The following is a 15,743-nucleotide window of genomic DNA, read 5'->3' as shown; positions in this document are numbered from 1 at the left end:
GAGTGACATGATGAAAATCCGCACGTTGGGCAATGGCCTGGAAGTGTCCGCACTGGGCCTTGGCTGCATGAGCATGACCTCGGCCTATGGGCCGGCTGCCGACAAAGCCAGCATGATCAAGCTGATTCGTTCGGCCCACGAGCAAGGCATCACCTTGTTCGACACCGCCGAAGCGTATGGCCCGTTCGCCAATGAAGAACTGCTGGGCGAGGCCTTGCAGCCAATTCGCGAGCAGGTCGTCATCGCTACCAAGTTCGGCTTCGATATCGACCTGATCACCGGCGCACGCGGCGGCGGAACCAACAGCCGCCCTGAACATATACGCGCCGTTGCAGAGGCGTCGTTGCAGCGTCTACGCACTGATTGCATCGACCTGTTTTATCAGCACCGCGTCGATCCCCAGGTACCCATCGAAGAAGTCGCCGGCACCGTCAAGGATCTGATCGCCGAGGGCAAGGTCAAGCATTTCGGCCTGTCTGAGGCGGGTGTGGAAACCATTCGCCGGGCGCACGCGGTGCAAGCGGTCACGGCGGTGCAGAGCGAATATTCGCTGTTCTGGCGAGGCCCGGAGCTGGAGCTGCTGACAGTACTGGAAGAACTGGGAATCGGTTTCGTACCGTTCAGCCCGCTCGGCGCCGGTTTTCTCACCGGTCAGATCGACGAGCACACGCAGTTCGACGCCAGCGATTTCCGCAACTATGTACCACGCTTCTCCCCTGAAGCGCGCAAGGCCAATCTGGCGCTGGTCGATGTGGTAAAAGCCGTCGCGCATCGCAAACACGCCACACCGGCGCAAGTGGCGCTGGCCTGGCTGCTCGCACAGAAACCGTGGATTGTGCCGATCCCGGGCACGACCAAACCCCATCGACTGGAAGAGAACCTGGGCGCAGTCGACCTGCAATTGACCGGTGACGATCTGCGCGAGATCAACCAACAGATTGCGCAGATTCAAGTGCACGGTGAACGCCTGCCAGAGTCGGCACTGAAAATGACCGGACTCTGAGTCTGCCCAACGCGGCGCCAAGTGCGGCGCCACTTTCCCTTCTGACCGGAGTTGATCCGATGACCCGATTGATCGCACCACTCGTTGCTTTGTCACTCATGGCAGCAGAATCCCAGGCCGCCGGTGAAATCCGCGTTACGCCGAATGGCGCGCAGCCCTCGGTCAATGGCGCGGCGCAAAACTTTACCGGCAAGGTGCGCGTTGATGGCCTGTTCAACGGTGATGCGCCGGCGCGCATCGGTGGCGGCACGGTGACCTTCGAGCCAGGCGCACGCACGGCGTGGCACACCCATCCGCTGGGGCAAACGCTGATCGTCACAGCAGGCGTCGGATACGTGCAGCAAGAGGGCGGCCCGCGTCAGCAAATCCGACCGGGCGACACTGTCTGGATTCCGCCGCACACCCGTCACTGGCATGGCGCCACGGCCAGCAACGGCATGACCCACATCGCCATCGCTGAAGCCGAGGACGGCAAGACCGTCACCTGGGCGGAACAGGTCTCGGAGGCGCAATACACCGGCCAATGAAGTTACGGAATGTGTCGAAGTTGCTCGCCCGGCACCTCTGTCACAAACCGTCAGCCGCCCTGCAGGCCCGGCATCAGCGGGGTCGCGCCGAAGTTGCAGCGGTGACGGCAATTTCGACTCATGAATTCTGCTCAGAAGTCCATGCGCAATTTCGGGGTTAATCGACACAACCATCCTCCGTACGATCCAGCGACACCACGCTGACCCGCAACGGATGGAGCCTTTCACGATGACCACTGACGCACGCAACAACTCTACCCTTCCCACGCTCATGGCGCTTTGCCTGGGCGTCGGGGCGATGTTCAGCGTTACCACTCAAGCAGCCGAGGCATCGCAGACCATGGCCAGCCCCTCCGCCAGCGCAGCTAGCTTGTCGCGCCAGCAACAAACGATTCCCCTGATCGCCGCGTTCATGGCGACCAGCGACATACCCAACCTCAACACCGCGCTCAATCAAGGCCTCGATGCCGGCTTGACCATCAGCGAAACCCGGGAAATTCTGGTGCAGCTGTACGCCTATGTGGGCTTCCCGCGCAGCCTCAACGCCTTGAACGAGTTAATGGCGGTGGTACAGACGCGCAAACAGCGCGGTATCGAAGACGCGCCGGGGCGTGAGCCGAGCCGGGCGATTCCGGTCGGGGCTGAGCTGCTGGCCGCCGGCACCGCAAATCAAACCAGGATTTCCGGTGCCCCGGTCAAAGGCCCGGTGTTCGAGTTCGCTCCGGTAATAAACCGGTACCTGCAAACTCACTTGTTCGGCGACATCTTCGAGCGCGACAACCTCGACTGGCAAAGCCGCGAACTGGCGACCATCGGCGCGCTGGCGGCAACGCCTGGGGTCGAGCCACAATTACGCTCGCACATGGCGGCGAGCCTGCGCGTCGGTCTGAGCGCGGCGCAGTTGCACGAAGTCACGCAGCTGCTGAAACAACACGGCGACGAGCAGACGGCTGAACGTGCCAAGACCGCGTTGACCCAAGCCCTCACGGCTTCGGGTAAATGACATGACGCCTGCCAAGTCCCTACTGAGCATCGCGCTGTTGAGCCTGCTAGCGGCCTGCGCGAACAACCCCGATGGCTCGTTGCAGATTCAACGACAAGGCAGCTTCGCCGCCGGCGGAACGGTGACCACTGCACCGGGCACCTTCAACCCGCACCAACCGATGACGCCCAACGGCCAGACATACCACGGTGACCACGCCTACGCCTTCTATCAAATCCCGGTGGATGCGCGAAAACTGCCCATCGTCATGTGGCACGGTGCGGGTCAGTTTTCCAAGACCTGGGAAACCACCGCCGATGGTCGCGAAGGCTTTCAGAACATCTTTCTACGCCGCCATTATGGCGTCTATCTGATCGATCAGCCGCGGCGTGGCGATGCCGGGCGCAGCATGGTCGAGACCACAATCAAGCCTGTGCCTGACGAACAATTGTGGTTCAACCAGTTCCGCATCGGGTTGTGGCCCAACTACTTCAGCGGTGTGCAAGTGGCACAGGATGCCCAGACCCGCGAGCAATTTTTCCGGGCGATGACGCCGAACACCGGGCCGTTCGACATGGACGTGGTCTCTGATGGCGTATCAGCACTCTTCGACAAAATCGGCCCGGGGATTTTGTTCACCCATTCGCAAGGTGGCGGGCCGGGCTGGTTGACCGCGATCAAGAACGACAAGGTGAAAGCCATTGTGGCGTTCGAGCCAGGCAGCAGCTTCGTGTTCGCTCAAGGTGAAGTCCCTCCGCCAATTCCCAGCGCGTTCGACACAGTGCAAGGCGCGGCGGTGCCGATGGAGCAATTCAAGGCCCTCACGCGCATTCCGATTCTGATCCTTTACGGCGACAACATCCCGGAGCAGGCGGTCGACCTGCCCGCCCAGGACAGTTGGCGCGCACGCCTGAAAATGGCCCGGCTCTGGCGTGACGCGGTCAATCGCCACGGCGGTGATGTGCGACTGATCCACCTGCCGGAGATCGGCATTCATGGCAATACCCACTTCCCCATGTCGGATCTGAACAACGTGCAGATCGCTGACCTGGTCGCGCAATTCCTCGAAGAGAACCAGCTGGACTGACCCAAATACTTTTGCAACTGCCGCCCTTTTGATTGCTCAGGAGCTTCAGGTGAAAAACACACTCAAGGCCACGTTTATGTCGGCATTGGTCGGCCTCTCGGCGGGCGAAGCCTTGGCCGCCGATTACAAAAAGAACCCGTTCACCCTCGCCTACGACGGCGCGATCAGCAAGAACGAACCGGGCAAGGTCAACATCCATCCGGTCAGCTACAAACTCAACGGTCTGGATATCGCCGCCAACGTATACACCCCGGTTAACTATGACGCGAAGAAGACCTACCCGACCGTGGTCGTTGCACACCCCAATGGTGGCGTGAAAGAACAAGTCGCCGGGCTGTACGCCCAACGCCTGGCCGAACAGGGCTACATCACCATCACGGCCGATGCGGCGTATCAGGGCGCCAGCGGTGGCCAGCCGCGCAGCATCGATAAGCCGGCGTATCGCATCGAAGACATTCACGGCATGGCCGACTTCATCAGCCAGTTTGCCGGCGTCGATGACAAACGCATGGGCCTGCTCGGCATCTGTGGTGGCGGTGGTTATTCGTTGGCGGCAGCGCAAACCGACAAACGCTTCAAATCGTTGGCAACAGTAAGCATGTTCAACTCAGGCAGAGTACGTCGCAACGGCTACAACGACTCGCAAATGGACAGCATTCAGCAACGCCTGCAACACGCGTCAGCAGCCCGCGCGCAAGAAGCGGCCGGCGGCGCGGTGCTGTACTCGGGCGATGCCAACCTCTCCGACGAGCAAATTGCCAAACTGCCCTTCGAGCTGTATCGCCAAGGTTATGAGTACTACTGGAAGACACACGCACACCCGAACTCGACCTTCAAATACACCACCAGCAGCCTGATCGACTTGATGCGTTTCGACGCCACTGACCATATCGAGCTGATCAACCAACCGTTGCTGATGATCGCCGGCAGCAAAGCCGACAGCCTGTACATGACGCAGGATGCTTTGCCCAAAGCCACCGGCACCACCGACAAGGAGGTGTTTATCCTCGACGGTGCAACGCACATCGAGACCTACTGGGTACCGCGTTATGTCGATGCCGCAATTGGCAAACTGACCACGTTTTACTCCCGCACCTTGTAACCAGTCTCTTGAGGGGTCGCGCATACGTGTGCAACCTGCTTTCATGGATTAATACCGCGCCCCTCATGAGAGGTTCTCATCAATGTCCCGCGCCAATCTAAACGACCTGCAAGCCTTCGTGGTCATCACCCGCGAAGGCAGTTTCACCCGCGCGGCCGCTCAGCTTGGCGTTTCGCAGTCGGCGCTGAGCCACACCATGCGCGCACTGGAAAGCCGATTGGGCGTGCGCTTGCTGACACGTACCACCCGCAGCGTTTCGCCGACCGAGGCGGGTCAGCGGCTGTATCAATCGATGGCGCCGCGGTTCGATGAGATCGAACTCGAACTGGCCGCGGTCAGCGAGTTTCGTGACACCCCGGCAGGCAGCGTGCGCATTCAAGCGTCCGAACATGCCGCCAACAATATTTTGTGGCCCAAGCTTTTAAAGGTGCTCCCCGACTATCCGGACATCAAAGTCGAAATCACTGTCGACTACGCCCTCTCCGACATCGTCGCGCAACGCTATGACGCCGGCGTACGCCTGGGAGATCAGGTGGCCAAGGACATGATCGCCGTTCCTATCGGGCCACCCCTGCGCATCGCAGTCGTGGGCTCACCCGAGTATTTCAACAAGCGGCCATTGCCCAAGGTGCCCGGTGACCTTGCGGCGCACAATTGCATCAATTTGCGCCTACCCACTCATGGCAGCCTGATGCAATGGGATTTTGAAAAGGATGGTCACGAGCTGAAGGCCCGTGTCGAAGGTCAATGGACATTCAACAGCAGCGTGCCGATCCTGCGTGCGGCCGTGGCGGGATGTGGCTTGGGTTTCCTGCCGGAGGACATGGTGGCGAAGGAGCTAGCCGACGGCAGCCTTGTGCGGGTGTTGGAAGATTGGTGCCAACCCTTTGCCGGTTACCATCTCTACTATCCTAATCGCCGTGAACATTCATCAGCGTTCGGCGTTGTAGTTGAAGCGTTACTCTACAAGCACTGAGTCATCGACGTTCAAGCCGTCTGAATTTGACCCGCCCCACCAACCCGCGAATGAGTAAGACGTCTCTCGCCACAGTGCGAAGGGCCCAACGAAACTGTATGTATATACAGACAATCTGGCATCGGGTGCCCGGTAAATCCTGGGCAATGAAAAATCTGACGGGCGAGAGGTGGGAAAATGTGCGGACGATATTCGATCTATGAGTCGATGGATCATTACCTGCGCCAGCTGTCGCTGGACCTGGTGGTGATCAATGGCTACGACCACGCGCCAATCAACCGCTTCAACGTGGCACCGTCGACACGCGTCGAAATCATCCGCCCGGTCGACGATGGACTCAGCGTAGATCGGGTCAAGTGGGGGTGGTCGCCGTTTTGGGCGAAGGGGAAGCGGCCGGACCCGATCAATGCCCGGGCTGAAACGGTGCTAACAGGGAAATTCTTCAAAGAGCTGTGGCCAGGTGGTAGAGCCCTGGCGCCGGCGAACGGCTGGTTCGAGTGGATACCAGACCCAGCGGATCCGAAGCGCAAGCAGCCGTACTACATCACAAGCGACAACGGCGCCCCGCTCTATTTCGCTGCGCTTGCAGAAGTGCACCAGAACACCGAGCCAGACGAGCGCGATGGATTTGTGATCATCACCGCAGCAGCGGATCAGGGACTGATCGACATCCACGACAGGAAGCCCTTGGTGTTGGCCCCTGAGCTCGCGCGGGAATGGATCGACCCGACTACATCGCCGCAGCGGGCTGCGACGATCGTGGAGCAAGGTTGCATGCCAGCTGCCCAATTCCGGTGGTATCCGGTCGGTAAGGCGGTAGGAAATGTGAGGAATGAGGGTGAGTCGTTGATTACACCGATGAACAACGAAAATCATCAGGGTCAGCTAGAGTTTTGATGAGTACAAGCACCGCGAGATAACGATCATGCTAAAACAAGAAGCAGACGACGTGATTGAGCGTATCAGGGACGATCTTAAAAGGCACGGTGTGCTGATCGGCTTTGATCCAGAGTTTACCACTGCTGAGTTCGGGTGCGACCTGGACCACTACGTTGCTCAGGTCAGAGAGGATCCGAACAACCGTGTACTAGGTATCGCGATACATGACGAAGGCTTATGGGCCCAGCTCCAGCAAGGCACGGTGTATCGCTGTGTTGTCAGTGATTGTCGAGGGAAGCTTTTCGGTATTCCTATTACGATAGAACCGAGAACCGATGCGTCCTACACCATTCAATACAAGCTCTGAATGCTACCTGCAGATTGATAGCCATTCAGCCCTGCCCAGTGGAGGGCTGATGCGGACACGATCAGGTTTTTCAGCGCACAAAGAAAAACCCCGCAGATTTTCATCTGCGGGGCTTTCGAATGGTGGAGGTCGAGGTCGGAATCGAACCGGCCCCGCCCGGCGTACTTGGTTGGGTCATGCCCCTCGCAATGTTGATCTTGGCCACCTCAGGCGGCCGGCTTGCAGCGTCGATCAGCTGCTGTACGTCGTGGCTTGGCCCACACCCACGAACTCTTCGACGTCATGGCCGCTCAGGTAGAGCTTGGGTAAACCGTCTTGGGTGAACTTGGGCGCACCGTACTCATCGGTTGCCTGGGCGATGTGGTAGAGCTCGTGCTCGACCCGGGTGCAGAACTGAGCGTCGGAGCACTGGGCGCAGTTGTCGGCGGCCAGGGTGATGAGGTAGGTCGGCTCGTCTCCAAACCATTCCCGCATCTGCTGCTCTTGCCGAGCCTTTTGCCACCCGCCTGCGCGGAACATCAGCTGCTCGGCCTGGCCGAGAACTACCCGCCCCTGCTTAGCGATTCCGGACGATGCCCATAGCACGCCGATGTTGGCATCCATCAGGTGGGCGTGATCTGGGTTGTGGATGCCGCCGGTGTCAGTGAGGATCTCGCTCTGCACCCAGTCCCATACGCGGGTAGCCGGGCGCAATGTGAGCCACAGCGATTCGAGCAGGTCCACCGGTGGAAGGGGTCTAGCCAAAGTGCTTGGCCTCCAGTCGCTTGTGGCACCGACTACCAACATGAGGCAATCTTACAAAGCACCATTGATCAGATAGGGATTTCACTGATGCCATTTCCACCGAAGGAACGTGCTGCACTATTACAACTCAAGGGCGTAGGCCCAACGGTCATCACCAGACTTGAGCAGATGGGTATCGCCTCATTGGCCGAACTGAGCAGAGCCGATGTAACCGACATCTTGGCGCGAGCATCTGCCGCATTGGGATCGACATGCTGGAGAAATAGCCCTCAAGCAAGAGCTGCTATTACTGCCGCCGTCGATTTTGCGAAAGATGCACTTAGCCGGTAGCCCATCCTTACGTGAACACCATCCTGTGCGTCTCGGCATGGGCATGACCGTGCAGGATGGCCACAAGATTAGTCTTGGCCAGGGCCAAGGTACGCTGGTCCACGCCTTCGATCTAGCCGATTTGCTTGAACAGCTCACTGGCATCGGCCTCCAGGGCCTTGATTGAGTTCATGCCATCAATCTCGCTCTGAGTGAGGTCGCGGTAACCTGTGATCTTCTTGTGCTGGTTGTCCATAGGTGGCCCTCAGATTGTCGCGCCACAAGTTCTCGAAGTCAGCCAATGGCAGTCACTTCAAGATTCGCTACAAGGACCACTAAACGATCTTCCCGAGCCACGGATCCAAGGAAATTGGTGAAGGACTCAGGAAGGAAATCATCAAGCAACTGGGCCTCAAATGAGGCCCCACCACCCTGAACAGACGTCCAGTCAGCCCCATGAGAGGAAACATGTACGACTACAAAATCGTGGCTCACGAACGGGCGCTTGGTCGCCTTCGAGCACACCTCGAAGCTCGAGAGCCTGGAAGAAGCTCTGGCCAAGTTCGGAGTTCGACTCCAGGTGATACCTACCGCGCTGCAGGCTGCTTGATCGCGCACCCAGGGGGTCGGCACTCTCACCGGCCCTCTTGAGGGCCTGTTCGGGCAATAAAAAACCCGGTACTTGGCCGCGCTCATGAATGGGTGCGGATGACCGGCACTGAAGCCGTGTCAGGGTGCCTGTGATCTGCTGGGGACGGGCCTTTAAACAGCGTTGCGACCTCTTCGCTTTTCGCTCCGGCCGCCTTGCCCCTCTCACACTGCACTTTCAGCGTCATCTACATAAGCGAAAAAGCCCAGCGCTAGGCTGGGCTCGGAGGATTTAGTTGGAAGGCTGTCTACTGTGATGCCAGTAGAGGTACAGCAATCCCAGTGGCGCGATGAAGATCGCCAGGAACCAGCAGATGAACATCGTCATCACTTTGATAAACAGCATCAGCAGCGCATTCACGAAGAACATGTTGCGGCCCATGATGAAGCCCACCACGCTCTCGTACACAAATCGAGAATAGGGATAGAGCAAGGTACTCACCACCGAGATGGCTACCGTTGCGAAATCAATACCTAGTGGAGCGCGTGATTTCATGTAAATGAAAAAAGCCCCAAACAGCGCGCCGAAGAATAACTGCCGAGCGTAGTAGCTCGGGGTTAGCCCCCCAAAAGTCATTGCCAAAAACTGTCGCATAAGATCCATCTCAAGGTTCAAGGGGCGCAAATTCTACCAGTCTGGCCCCACCTCAAGTAAATCCCTAAACGAACAAGCCCAGCTCTATGGCTGGGCTTTTTGGCGATGTTTGTCGAGTATGCGACCTACTCGACATCGGGCCTGGCGCCACCTTCGTACGCAATGGAGGCGATGATGGCTCTGACGATGCCCGGCCCCAAGCCGGTCACCCCTGATACACCATCCCAAACCAAACCAAATTGCCACCATGCCGCATCCGGCCACGGAGGGCGGCGCATGCATGGACAAAGCCATGAACATCGAGACATCGACCGTCACCAAGCTGCTGATCACCGAGGTGCACGGCCTCGAGCCGATCAGTGTGTACCTCGAAAACCTGGCGCCATGGAGCCGAACCCTGACTGGGCTTACCTCTGCCGCGCCATCGCGACAGTTCAGCAGGCCCTGGGCAAAGAGTTTCCGATCGCCGCCTACCCCTCCGGCGCTGCCCGCCAGCACCTCAACGCTTGCCGCCGAGTGTGGGCGGCAGGGCCGTGAAGAACCAGTAGATTCCAGTTCCCAGCACCAGGGTCCACCGGCTTTGCGGGTTGAGAAACATCCCAACCACCCCAAGCGTGATCAGGGTCACGCCAGCCCACCGTCTGCGCTTCGGGTTGAACCATAGCTGGAACGCCCGAAGTCTTTCACGCAACTGCATTACCACTCTCCCTGCTTGGTAAGCGGCTAAGCATAACAACAGCAGCGCTGCACGCCAGCGCCTTCCCCACATACGAAAACGCCGCCTGATGAGGCGGCGCTGACTGACGAAGACCGGACGTTACCAGGTCTTCGGCTCTGACTTCTTGTACGAGCCACCGGTCATGCACTTCTCGACCAGGTCTTCGCGGGCCTTGTTGTCTGGAAGTGTTTTCAGGTAGTCGGGCTGGCAGTGTTCGCTAGTCGGCTCGTAGGCTGCCGTGTCGACGGCGTCTTCTTTGCAGCCAGCCAAGCTTATAACGAGTGCCGCAGCGAGGATTGGGGCAAGGCATGAATTCACGGCTTGAACCCCTTGTCCTTACTGCGATCGGGAGGGGTGATATCCCATAATTTGTCGCTCGCCTCTTGCTGCGCCTTGGCTTTCTTGTCCGCCTCGGACTCCCAGCATCCGCTGAGTGAAATTGCAGCGATGGCAACGATGGCTGCGCCTACGATGGTGCGTTTCATGAGGTTCCTTCCTGTGAAATGGCCGGGCGTTATATCAAACATCCCCACCCTCCGCAAAACGTGGCGCCGTGCCATCAGCCAGCGCCGTCCCCTATTCAACGATAACGCCTCTCCGGCGAGGGCGGCTCCTTGGCGATCAGCCACTGCCCAGGCTGTTGGTGTAACCAAGACTGGCAGACGCCTTCATTTGGAATTTGGCCTATCCAACTAGCTTGACCACTGGCCACGAAAAAAAGCTCCATCTTTTTACCCCTTTCCCCTCTATTCCCTGCCGCGATAGGCGGCCAAGGACGAAGTCATGCCTGAAAAAAAGCAACTGATCCAGCCGCTGCAAGTGGAGCGCGATGAATGCGGCTTTTGGACCCACCCGGCTTGGCCGGACGACGGCGATGAATGTGCACTGCCGTTCAGCTGGTTCGGCGACCACGGCTTGGGGTACTGCGTAGTCGAGATGGAGAATGCACCCGAAGGGATGACCTCGACGAGGATTACCTGTGGGTTGACCAGAACAAGACCGACAAGAAACTGCGCATTCGCCGGCACGTTAATGGTGAACTGACTGGCCTTGTCATTGAGGCGTTACTTGAACGCCGCAAGCTGCAAGGCGTGCGTAACCCTTGCCTCATCACCAACGACTCGGGTCTGCGGATGAGCTGGGAAATGCTCAGGAACCGCTTCAGCGAAGCACGCGACAAGGCCGCTCGGAAGCTGACGACCGATGGCAACGCTGACCTGGCCGCCTCAGTTCGGCAGTTCCAGTTCCGCGATATCAGACCGAAGGCGGCCTCGGAAATCGAGGACATTAGCCACGCCAGCAGGCTGCTGGGCCACTCCAAAGAAGAGATCACGAAGCGGGTCTACCGCCGAGTCGGCGAGGTCGTCAGCCCGACCAAACAACGACCTGATGCGGAAACGATGCCTGATTATGCGGAAATGATTGGGTTTTCTGACGCGCAAATAAAAACCCCGCAGACGTTAATCTGCGGGGCTTTCGAATGGTGGAGGCCGAGGTCGGAATCGAACCGGCGTAGACGGATTTGCAATCCGATCTAAGAATTGCCATTTCATGGGTTCTTGGCTATAAAATCAGTTCCAAAACCAATGCAGAATTTCACGGCTACAACCCGCATTCTACAAGGGTCGGCATTTAAGTTTTGGAACTGTTTTTTGGCCCGACGCCACACCTTTCGCTGTCATCTGGAGGGAACCTCATTGAGCAAAAAGGCACGATCTGCAGGAGCCCCAAATCGGGAAGGGAGAGGAAAAAGGACCTCCAAAAAGCAGAAGATAGACGTGCCCTTGAGAGGGATCGGGCGAACGCACAGCGAAAAAAAATAGTTGCGCTGATGCGCAGCGGAAAGCTGAAGCTCAAGAAGGCTAAGCTCCAGAAAGGGCTGTATAGCATGATGTCTTCACTACCAAACCAACCAGTGATACGACGAGAAGATGTGGTAATAGACGAGAACACGAACTCGAAAAAGGAACCGAACCAATACAGGCTCGAAGGGGACACAGGCTGGTAGAGTGCAGCACCCTTATGTTCCGATCAGGCTCATACGTCTGGCGATCACCGCTTCTGCCAACTTCCAGTACTGCAGCAGTAGTGTAGGAAACCGCCCCCAGGCCGCGAAACTAGCGGCCTATGCATCGCGATTGTCTAATATGCATTGGCCCGTTTGATCGAGTTTCAGCCAATAAAACCGAGAAGCGCAACCGCGGTTTTAGACAGCCTTCCTTCCCCATCCAGGCGTTCTGCCGATGACGATCCTTCCTGGTTCGTCCTCTTCCCAACCATTCGCGATCTCGTAACTGAACAGGCCGATGTGGAACGCCTCTTCAAGCTCCATCAATCCCCAAACCCTGGCGGCCTCTGATAGCTCCAGCATGTCGACCAAGTCTTCGTCGCTCACCTCGCGCCGGCGGTGCGCAGCGTAGGCCATCTCATCAAGCACGGCCGAGCGACCATCAGGATCTGTGACTAAAGAGAAATGGTCGTTCAGCTCGTCCACCCAGGGCTGCGGTATCCCGGCCATCATTCCACCCTGCACCACCACGACTGCGCATACAGCACGCCGTCGATGTCCTCAACCCCGTTGATGTTCATCCCGAGCTGGACCATGCCGTTGACCTTGGCGTCGTGCAGGTGCGGGATGATTTCGGGTCTAGAGCTAGGATTAAACATCCAAGCCTAGGTGGCACCCCACCCCAAAGGCTCAAATTAATGGTCGCCAGTATGCGCGTTGGCACGCAGCTTCTTGAATTTCCGCAACCGAGCGGCCGGAGCGGCAATGCCACACTCCCTCCAGCGAACGATCAGGAAGCACATCAGCCCGCACCGTGGCTTCAAATGCTATGAGTGACCGGTCCTCACACTCGAATTCTAGAAAACAGATTGCCAATCATACTGACCATGTCGCTTTTTGGTTGCGCTCACATTAATATCAAATGGCCAGCAATATGACGGCTTGGGACCCACCCCCACCACTTCCCACCAAGGATGACCTGCATGAGCTCCGCTACAGATACAATTTCTCCTAATCTGTCTTCGTTAAGAATCCCCCAAGTAATTGATCTTTCGTCGGGAACAGCCGGACTGACAGTAGATGCCGAAGCATCTGACGACTTATCAGGAATAAAGAATGTTCAAATATGGTTTGATAGAAACTTTACCTACTCATACACCAACAGCAATGAAAAATTCTCATCAAACCTCCTGCTCAACCAAGGCCTTTCCGACTCTTGGCTAGATGGCTCATCTTCTCAGACATGGACTATCGCAGACACCAACCCCTCTGGAATATATAATGTCACTTCTGCTGTTGTGGAAGATTTGCAGGGAAACACTCGCACCTACTTTTCAAGCGAACTATCTGAGCTCGGGGTTAACACTAGCGTTCTTTTTGAAAAGTCAACCACTGACGCAACGCCCCCAAGTCTCATCTCCCTTGAGATACCGTCCACAATCGATTTGTCTTCGGACAACAACGGACTGACCATAGGTGCCACTGCATCCGACGATTTGTCAGGCATTAAAAACATACAAATATGGTTTGATAAAAATTTCACATACTCGTACACCAACAGCGACCAGAAATTCTCCTCAAATCTCCTACTCAACCAAGGACTCTCTGACTCTTGGCTGGATGGTTCCTCCTCACAAACATGGAACATTGCAGGGACCAACCGCTCTGAAACTTACAACATCACCTCCGTTATAGTAGAGGACCTACAAGGAAACACTCGAACTTACTCTTCAGACGAATTAGCAGATTTAGGTGTCAACACAAGTATTCTTTTCAAGAACTCAACACCGGACATAACGCCACCAAGCCTTACCTCTCTTAAAATACCCACCACAATAGCCTTGTCTGGGTCAAATGAACTAAGCATAGACGCAACTGCATCAGACGACCTATCAGGCATCAAAAACATACAGATATGGCTTGATAAAAACCTCACTTACTCCTACACCAATAGCGACCAAAAATTCTCATCAAACCTTTTGCTCAACCAGGGACTTTATGACTCCTGGCTGGATGGAAGCTCCGCACAAACTTGGCACATTGCCTCGACCAACCCTACTGGAATCTACAACATTACAACCGTAGTAATTGAGGATCAACAGGGGAATACTCGAAGCTACTCTCCCAACGAACTATCCAATATGGGCATCAACACCTCTATCAGGTTTGTAGCCAACAAGTCCACACTTACATCTACCGACGACTACTTCAACGGTAGTAGTTACTCGGACTGGGTGGTAGGACTGGACGGCAATGATAGGATTAACGGGCTTGCCGGAGACGACTTGCTGGAAGGCGGCAAAGGTAACGATGTACTTGATGGTGGGCCCGGCGCGGATACCATGATCGGCGGATTGGGCAACGATACTTATTACGTTGATAGCGGCAAGGACGTGGTCATCGAGGATGTAAATGGCGGAATTGACACTGTAATTTCAAGCGTCAGCCGCACTTTGGGCGACAATCAGGAAAAACTTATTCTCTCCGGAACTGCGGCTATCAACGGCACGGGTAATAGTCTGGATAACACATTGACCGGCAATAGCGCAGACAACGTGCTCAATGGCGGCGCAGGCGCTGACACCATGATCGGCGGCATGGGCAATGATACTTATTACGTCGATAGCGGCAAAGACGTGATCATTGAAGCCGCCAACGGTGGTATTGATACTGTTATTTCCAGTGGTAGCCGCACTCTAGGCGACAACTTGGAAAAAGTTATTCTATCTGGAACCGCAGCCATCAATGGCACAGGCAACAGCTTGGATAACACATTGACAGGCAATAGCGCAGACAACGTGCTCAACGGCGGTGCAGGCGCTGACACCATGATCGGCGGCATGGGCAACGATACTTATTACGTCGATAGCGGTAAAGACGTGATCATCGAAGCCACCAATGGTGGTATTGATACTGTTATTTCCAGTGGTAGCCGCACTCTAGGCGACAACTTGGAAAAACTTATTCTATCTGGAACCGCAGCCATCAATGGCACGGGCAACAGTCTGGATAACACATTGACAGGCAATAACGCAGACAACGTGCTCAACGGCGGTGCAGGCGCTGACACCATGATCGGTGGCATGGGCAACGATATTTATTACGTCGATAGCGGTAAAGACATGATCATCGAAGCCGCCAATGGTGGTATTGATACTGTTATTTCCAGTGATAGCCGCACTCTAGGCGACAACTTGGAAAAACTTATTCTATCTGGAACCGCAGCCATCAATGGCACAGGCAACAGCCTGGATAATACATTGACAGGCAATAGTGCTGACAACGTGCTGAATGGTGGCGCCGGTGCAGATATACTACTGGGAGGAGCTGGCAATGATCGTTTGATCGGCGGTTTAGGTCAAGATGTGCTCACCGGCGGCTCAGGAAGTGATATCTTTGATTTCAACGACCTCAACGAGACCGGACTGACCATTTCAACGTGGGATATAATAACAGACTTCGAGCGCGGCATCGACAAGATAGATCTATCGACCCTCGATGCCAACACCGCCACGACTGTAAATGATGCATTCCACACAATTGTCGGCAGCGCAAGTAACTTTACGATGGCTGGGCAATTAAAATTTTCAAACGGCATACTATACGGTAACACCAACTCAGACAGCTCACCTGAATTCGCCATAAAAATTCTCGGCATTTCAGAAATATCGCATTCAGACTTCATCCTCTGAGGAGTTATCCGTTTATTAGCCATCATTAACCATTTGGAAAACACCCAAAACATTTAAAAATATGCTTACCCAGCGGCAGGAAGTACCTGCCGCATCGCCTCACAAC

The 15,743-nt window shown here is 56.2% G+C and carries 17 protein-coding genes and 3 pseudogenes; 12 read left to right on the top strand and 8 right to left on the bottom strand.

Translation table 11 applies throughout. The features are described from left to right. Positions 1-10 precede the first annotated feature (10 nt). From E8E78_RS22080 to E8E78_RS22045, 8 genes are all read left to right on the top strand, one after another. On the top strand, positions 11-1,003 hold the full coding sequence (locus E8E78_RS22080; protein ID WP_280314226.1) for an aldo/keto reductase: 993 nt from the start codon (positions 11-13) through the stop codon (positions 1,001-1,003). A 59-nt stretch (positions 1,004-1,062) separates the two neighbouring features. Then, positions 1,063-1,530, top strand: a complete 468-nt coding sequence (locus tag E8E78_RS22075; protein ID WP_049277004.1) for a cupin domain-containing protein — start codon at positions 1,063-1,065, stop codon at positions 1,528-1,530. A 229-nt stretch (positions 1,531-1,759) separates the two neighbouring features. Further along, positions 1,760-2,533 (top strand): carboxymuconolactone decarboxylase family protein, encoded by a 774-nt coding sequence (locus E8E78_RS22070; protein ID WP_061202541.1) that lies wholly within the window; start codon positions 1,760-1,762, stop codon positions 2,531-2,533. A gap of 121 nt (positions 2,534-2,654) precedes the next feature. Next, positions 2,655-3,599 (top strand): alpha/beta fold hydrolase, encoded by a 945-nt coding sequence (locus E8E78_RS22065; protein WP_172439568.1) that lies wholly within the window; start codon positions 2,655-2,657, stop codon positions 3,597-3,599. A gap of 49 nt (positions 3,600-3,648) precedes the next feature. Then, positions 3,649-4,701, top strand: a complete 1,053-nt coding sequence (locus E8E78_RS22060) for an alpha/beta hydrolase (protein WP_197863212.1) — start codon at positions 3,649-3,651, stop codon at positions 4,699-4,701. A gap of 82 nt (positions 4,702-4,783) precedes the next feature. Beyond that, a complete protein-coding gene (locus tag E8E78_RS22055; RefSeq protein WP_016498932.1) occupies positions 4,784-5,677 on the top strand; it encodes a LysR family transcriptional regulator in 894 nt (297 codons plus the stop codon). A gap of 177 nt (positions 5,678-5,854) precedes the next feature. Continuing rightward, positions 5,855-6,574, top strand: coding sequence for an SOS response-associated peptidase family protein (locus E8E78_RS22050; protein WP_061202539.1), 720 nt, complete (start codon positions 5,855-5,857; stop codon positions 6,572-6,574). Positions 6,575-6,602: 28 nt separating this feature from the next. Continuing rightward, positions 6,603-6,923, top strand: a complete 321-nt coding sequence (locus E8E78_RS22045) for a hypothetical protein (protein WP_049277011.1) — start codon at positions 6,603-6,605, stop codon at positions 6,921-6,923. Positions 6,924-7,023: 100 nt separating this feature from the next. On the opposite strand, the pseudogene E8E78_RS22040 reads toward E8E78_RS22045, so the two are convergent. Next, a pseudogene (locus E8E78_RS22040) lies at positions 7,024-7,709 on the bottom strand (putative metallopeptidase). 45 nt (positions 7,710-7,754) lie between these two features. Here E8E78_RS22040 and E8E78_RS22035 point away from each other — a divergent pair. Continuing rightward, positions 7,755-7,997, top strand: a complete 243-nt coding sequence (locus E8E78_RS22035) for a Pathogenicity locus (protein ID WP_080642775.1) — start codon at positions 7,755-7,757, stop codon at positions 7,995-7,997. A gap of 112 nt (positions 7,998-8,109) precedes the next feature. Here E8E78_RS22035 and E8E78_RS22030 read toward each other — a convergent pair whose 3' ends face one another. Further along, on the bottom strand, positions 8,110-8,232 hold the full coding sequence (locus tag E8E78_RS22030; RefSeq protein WP_265411837.1) for a hypothetical protein: 123 nt from the start codon (positions 8,230-8,232) through the stop codon (positions 8,110-8,112). 2 nt (positions 8,233-8,234) lie between these two features. Here E8E78_RS22030 and E8E78_RS22025 point away from each other — a divergent pair. Next, a pseudogene (locus E8E78_RS22025) lies at positions 8,235-8,396 on the top strand (type II toxin-antitoxin system HicA family toxin). Between the two features lie 460 nt (positions 8,397-8,856). On the opposite strand, the gene E8E78_RS22020 reads toward E8E78_RS22025, so the two are convergent. From E8E78_RS22020 to E8E78_RS22005, 4 genes are all read right to left on the bottom strand, one after another. Continuing rightward, positions 8,857-9,219 carry a hypothetical protein gene (locus E8E78_RS22020; protein ID WP_016498926.1) on the bottom strand — a complete coding sequence of 121 codons (363 nt, stop codon included), beginning with the start codon at positions 9,217-9,219 and terminating at the stop codon, positions 8,857-8,859. A 499-nt stretch (positions 9,220-9,718) separates the two neighbouring features. Beyond that, positions 9,719-9,916 carry a hypothetical protein gene (locus E8E78_RS22015; protein WP_049276334.1) on the bottom strand — a complete coding sequence of 66 codons (198 nt, stop codon included), beginning with the start codon at positions 9,914-9,916 and terminating at the stop codon, positions 9,719-9,721. 120 nt (positions 9,917-10,036) lie between these two features. Beyond that, positions 10,037-10,255, bottom strand: a complete 219-nt coding sequence (gene trbK, locus E8E78_RS22010; RefSeq protein ID WP_280314237.1) for an entry exclusion lipoprotein TrbK — start codon at positions 10,253-10,255, stop codon at positions 10,037-10,039. After that, positions 10,252-10,422 carry a hypothetical protein gene (locus E8E78_RS22005; protein WP_155403390.1) on the bottom strand — a complete coding sequence of 57 codons (171 nt, stop codon included), beginning with the start codon at positions 10,420-10,422 and terminating at the stop codon, positions 10,252-10,254. The genes trbK and E8E78_RS22005 overlap by 4 nt, the downstream gene beginning before the upstream one ends. Before the next feature lie 393 nt (positions 10,423-10,815). On the opposite strand from E8E78_RS22005, the gene E8E78_RS22000 reads away from it, so the two are divergent. Continuing rightward, positions 10,816-11,475 (top strand): hypothetical protein, encoded by a 660-nt coding sequence (locus E8E78_RS22000; RefSeq protein WP_280314239.1) that lies wholly within the window; start codon positions 10,816-10,818, stop codon positions 11,473-11,475. Positions 11,476-12,143: 668 nt separating this feature from the next. Here the strand turns inward: E8E78_RS22000 and E8E78_RS21995 are convergent. Together E8E78_RS21995 and E8E78_RS21990 are read right to left on the bottom strand one after the other, a co-directional pair. Next, positions 12,144-12,458 carry a hypothetical protein gene (locus E8E78_RS21995; protein WP_280314244.1) on the bottom strand — a complete coding sequence of 105 codons (315 nt, stop codon included), beginning with the start codon at positions 12,456-12,458 and terminating at the stop codon, positions 12,144-12,146. Next, a pseudogene (locus E8E78_RS21990) lies at positions 12,455-12,748 on the bottom strand (hypothetical protein). Before E8E78_RS21990 ends, E8E78_RS21995 begins: the two are co-directional and overlap by 4 nt. 180 nt (positions 12,749-12,928) lie before the next feature. On the opposite strand from E8E78_RS21990, the gene E8E78_RS21985 reads away from it, so the two are divergent. Continuing rightward, on the top strand, positions 12,929-15,637 hold the full coding sequence (locus tag E8E78_RS21985) for a calcium-binding protein (RefSeq protein WP_280314247.1): 2,709 nt from the start codon (positions 12,929-12,931) through the stop codon (positions 15,635-15,637). Positions 15,638-15,743: the final 106 nt, after the last annotated feature.

This window comes from Pseudomonas sp. BN505, assembly GCF_029873175.1.
Taxonomy (GTDB): Bacteria; Pseudomonadota; Gammaproteobacteria; order Pseudomonadales; family Pseudomonadaceae; genus Aquipseudomonas; species Aquipseudomonas putida.
The sequence above is the reverse complement of the archived record's forward strand: the minus strand, read 5'-3'. Positions and strand labels throughout refer to the sequence as shown.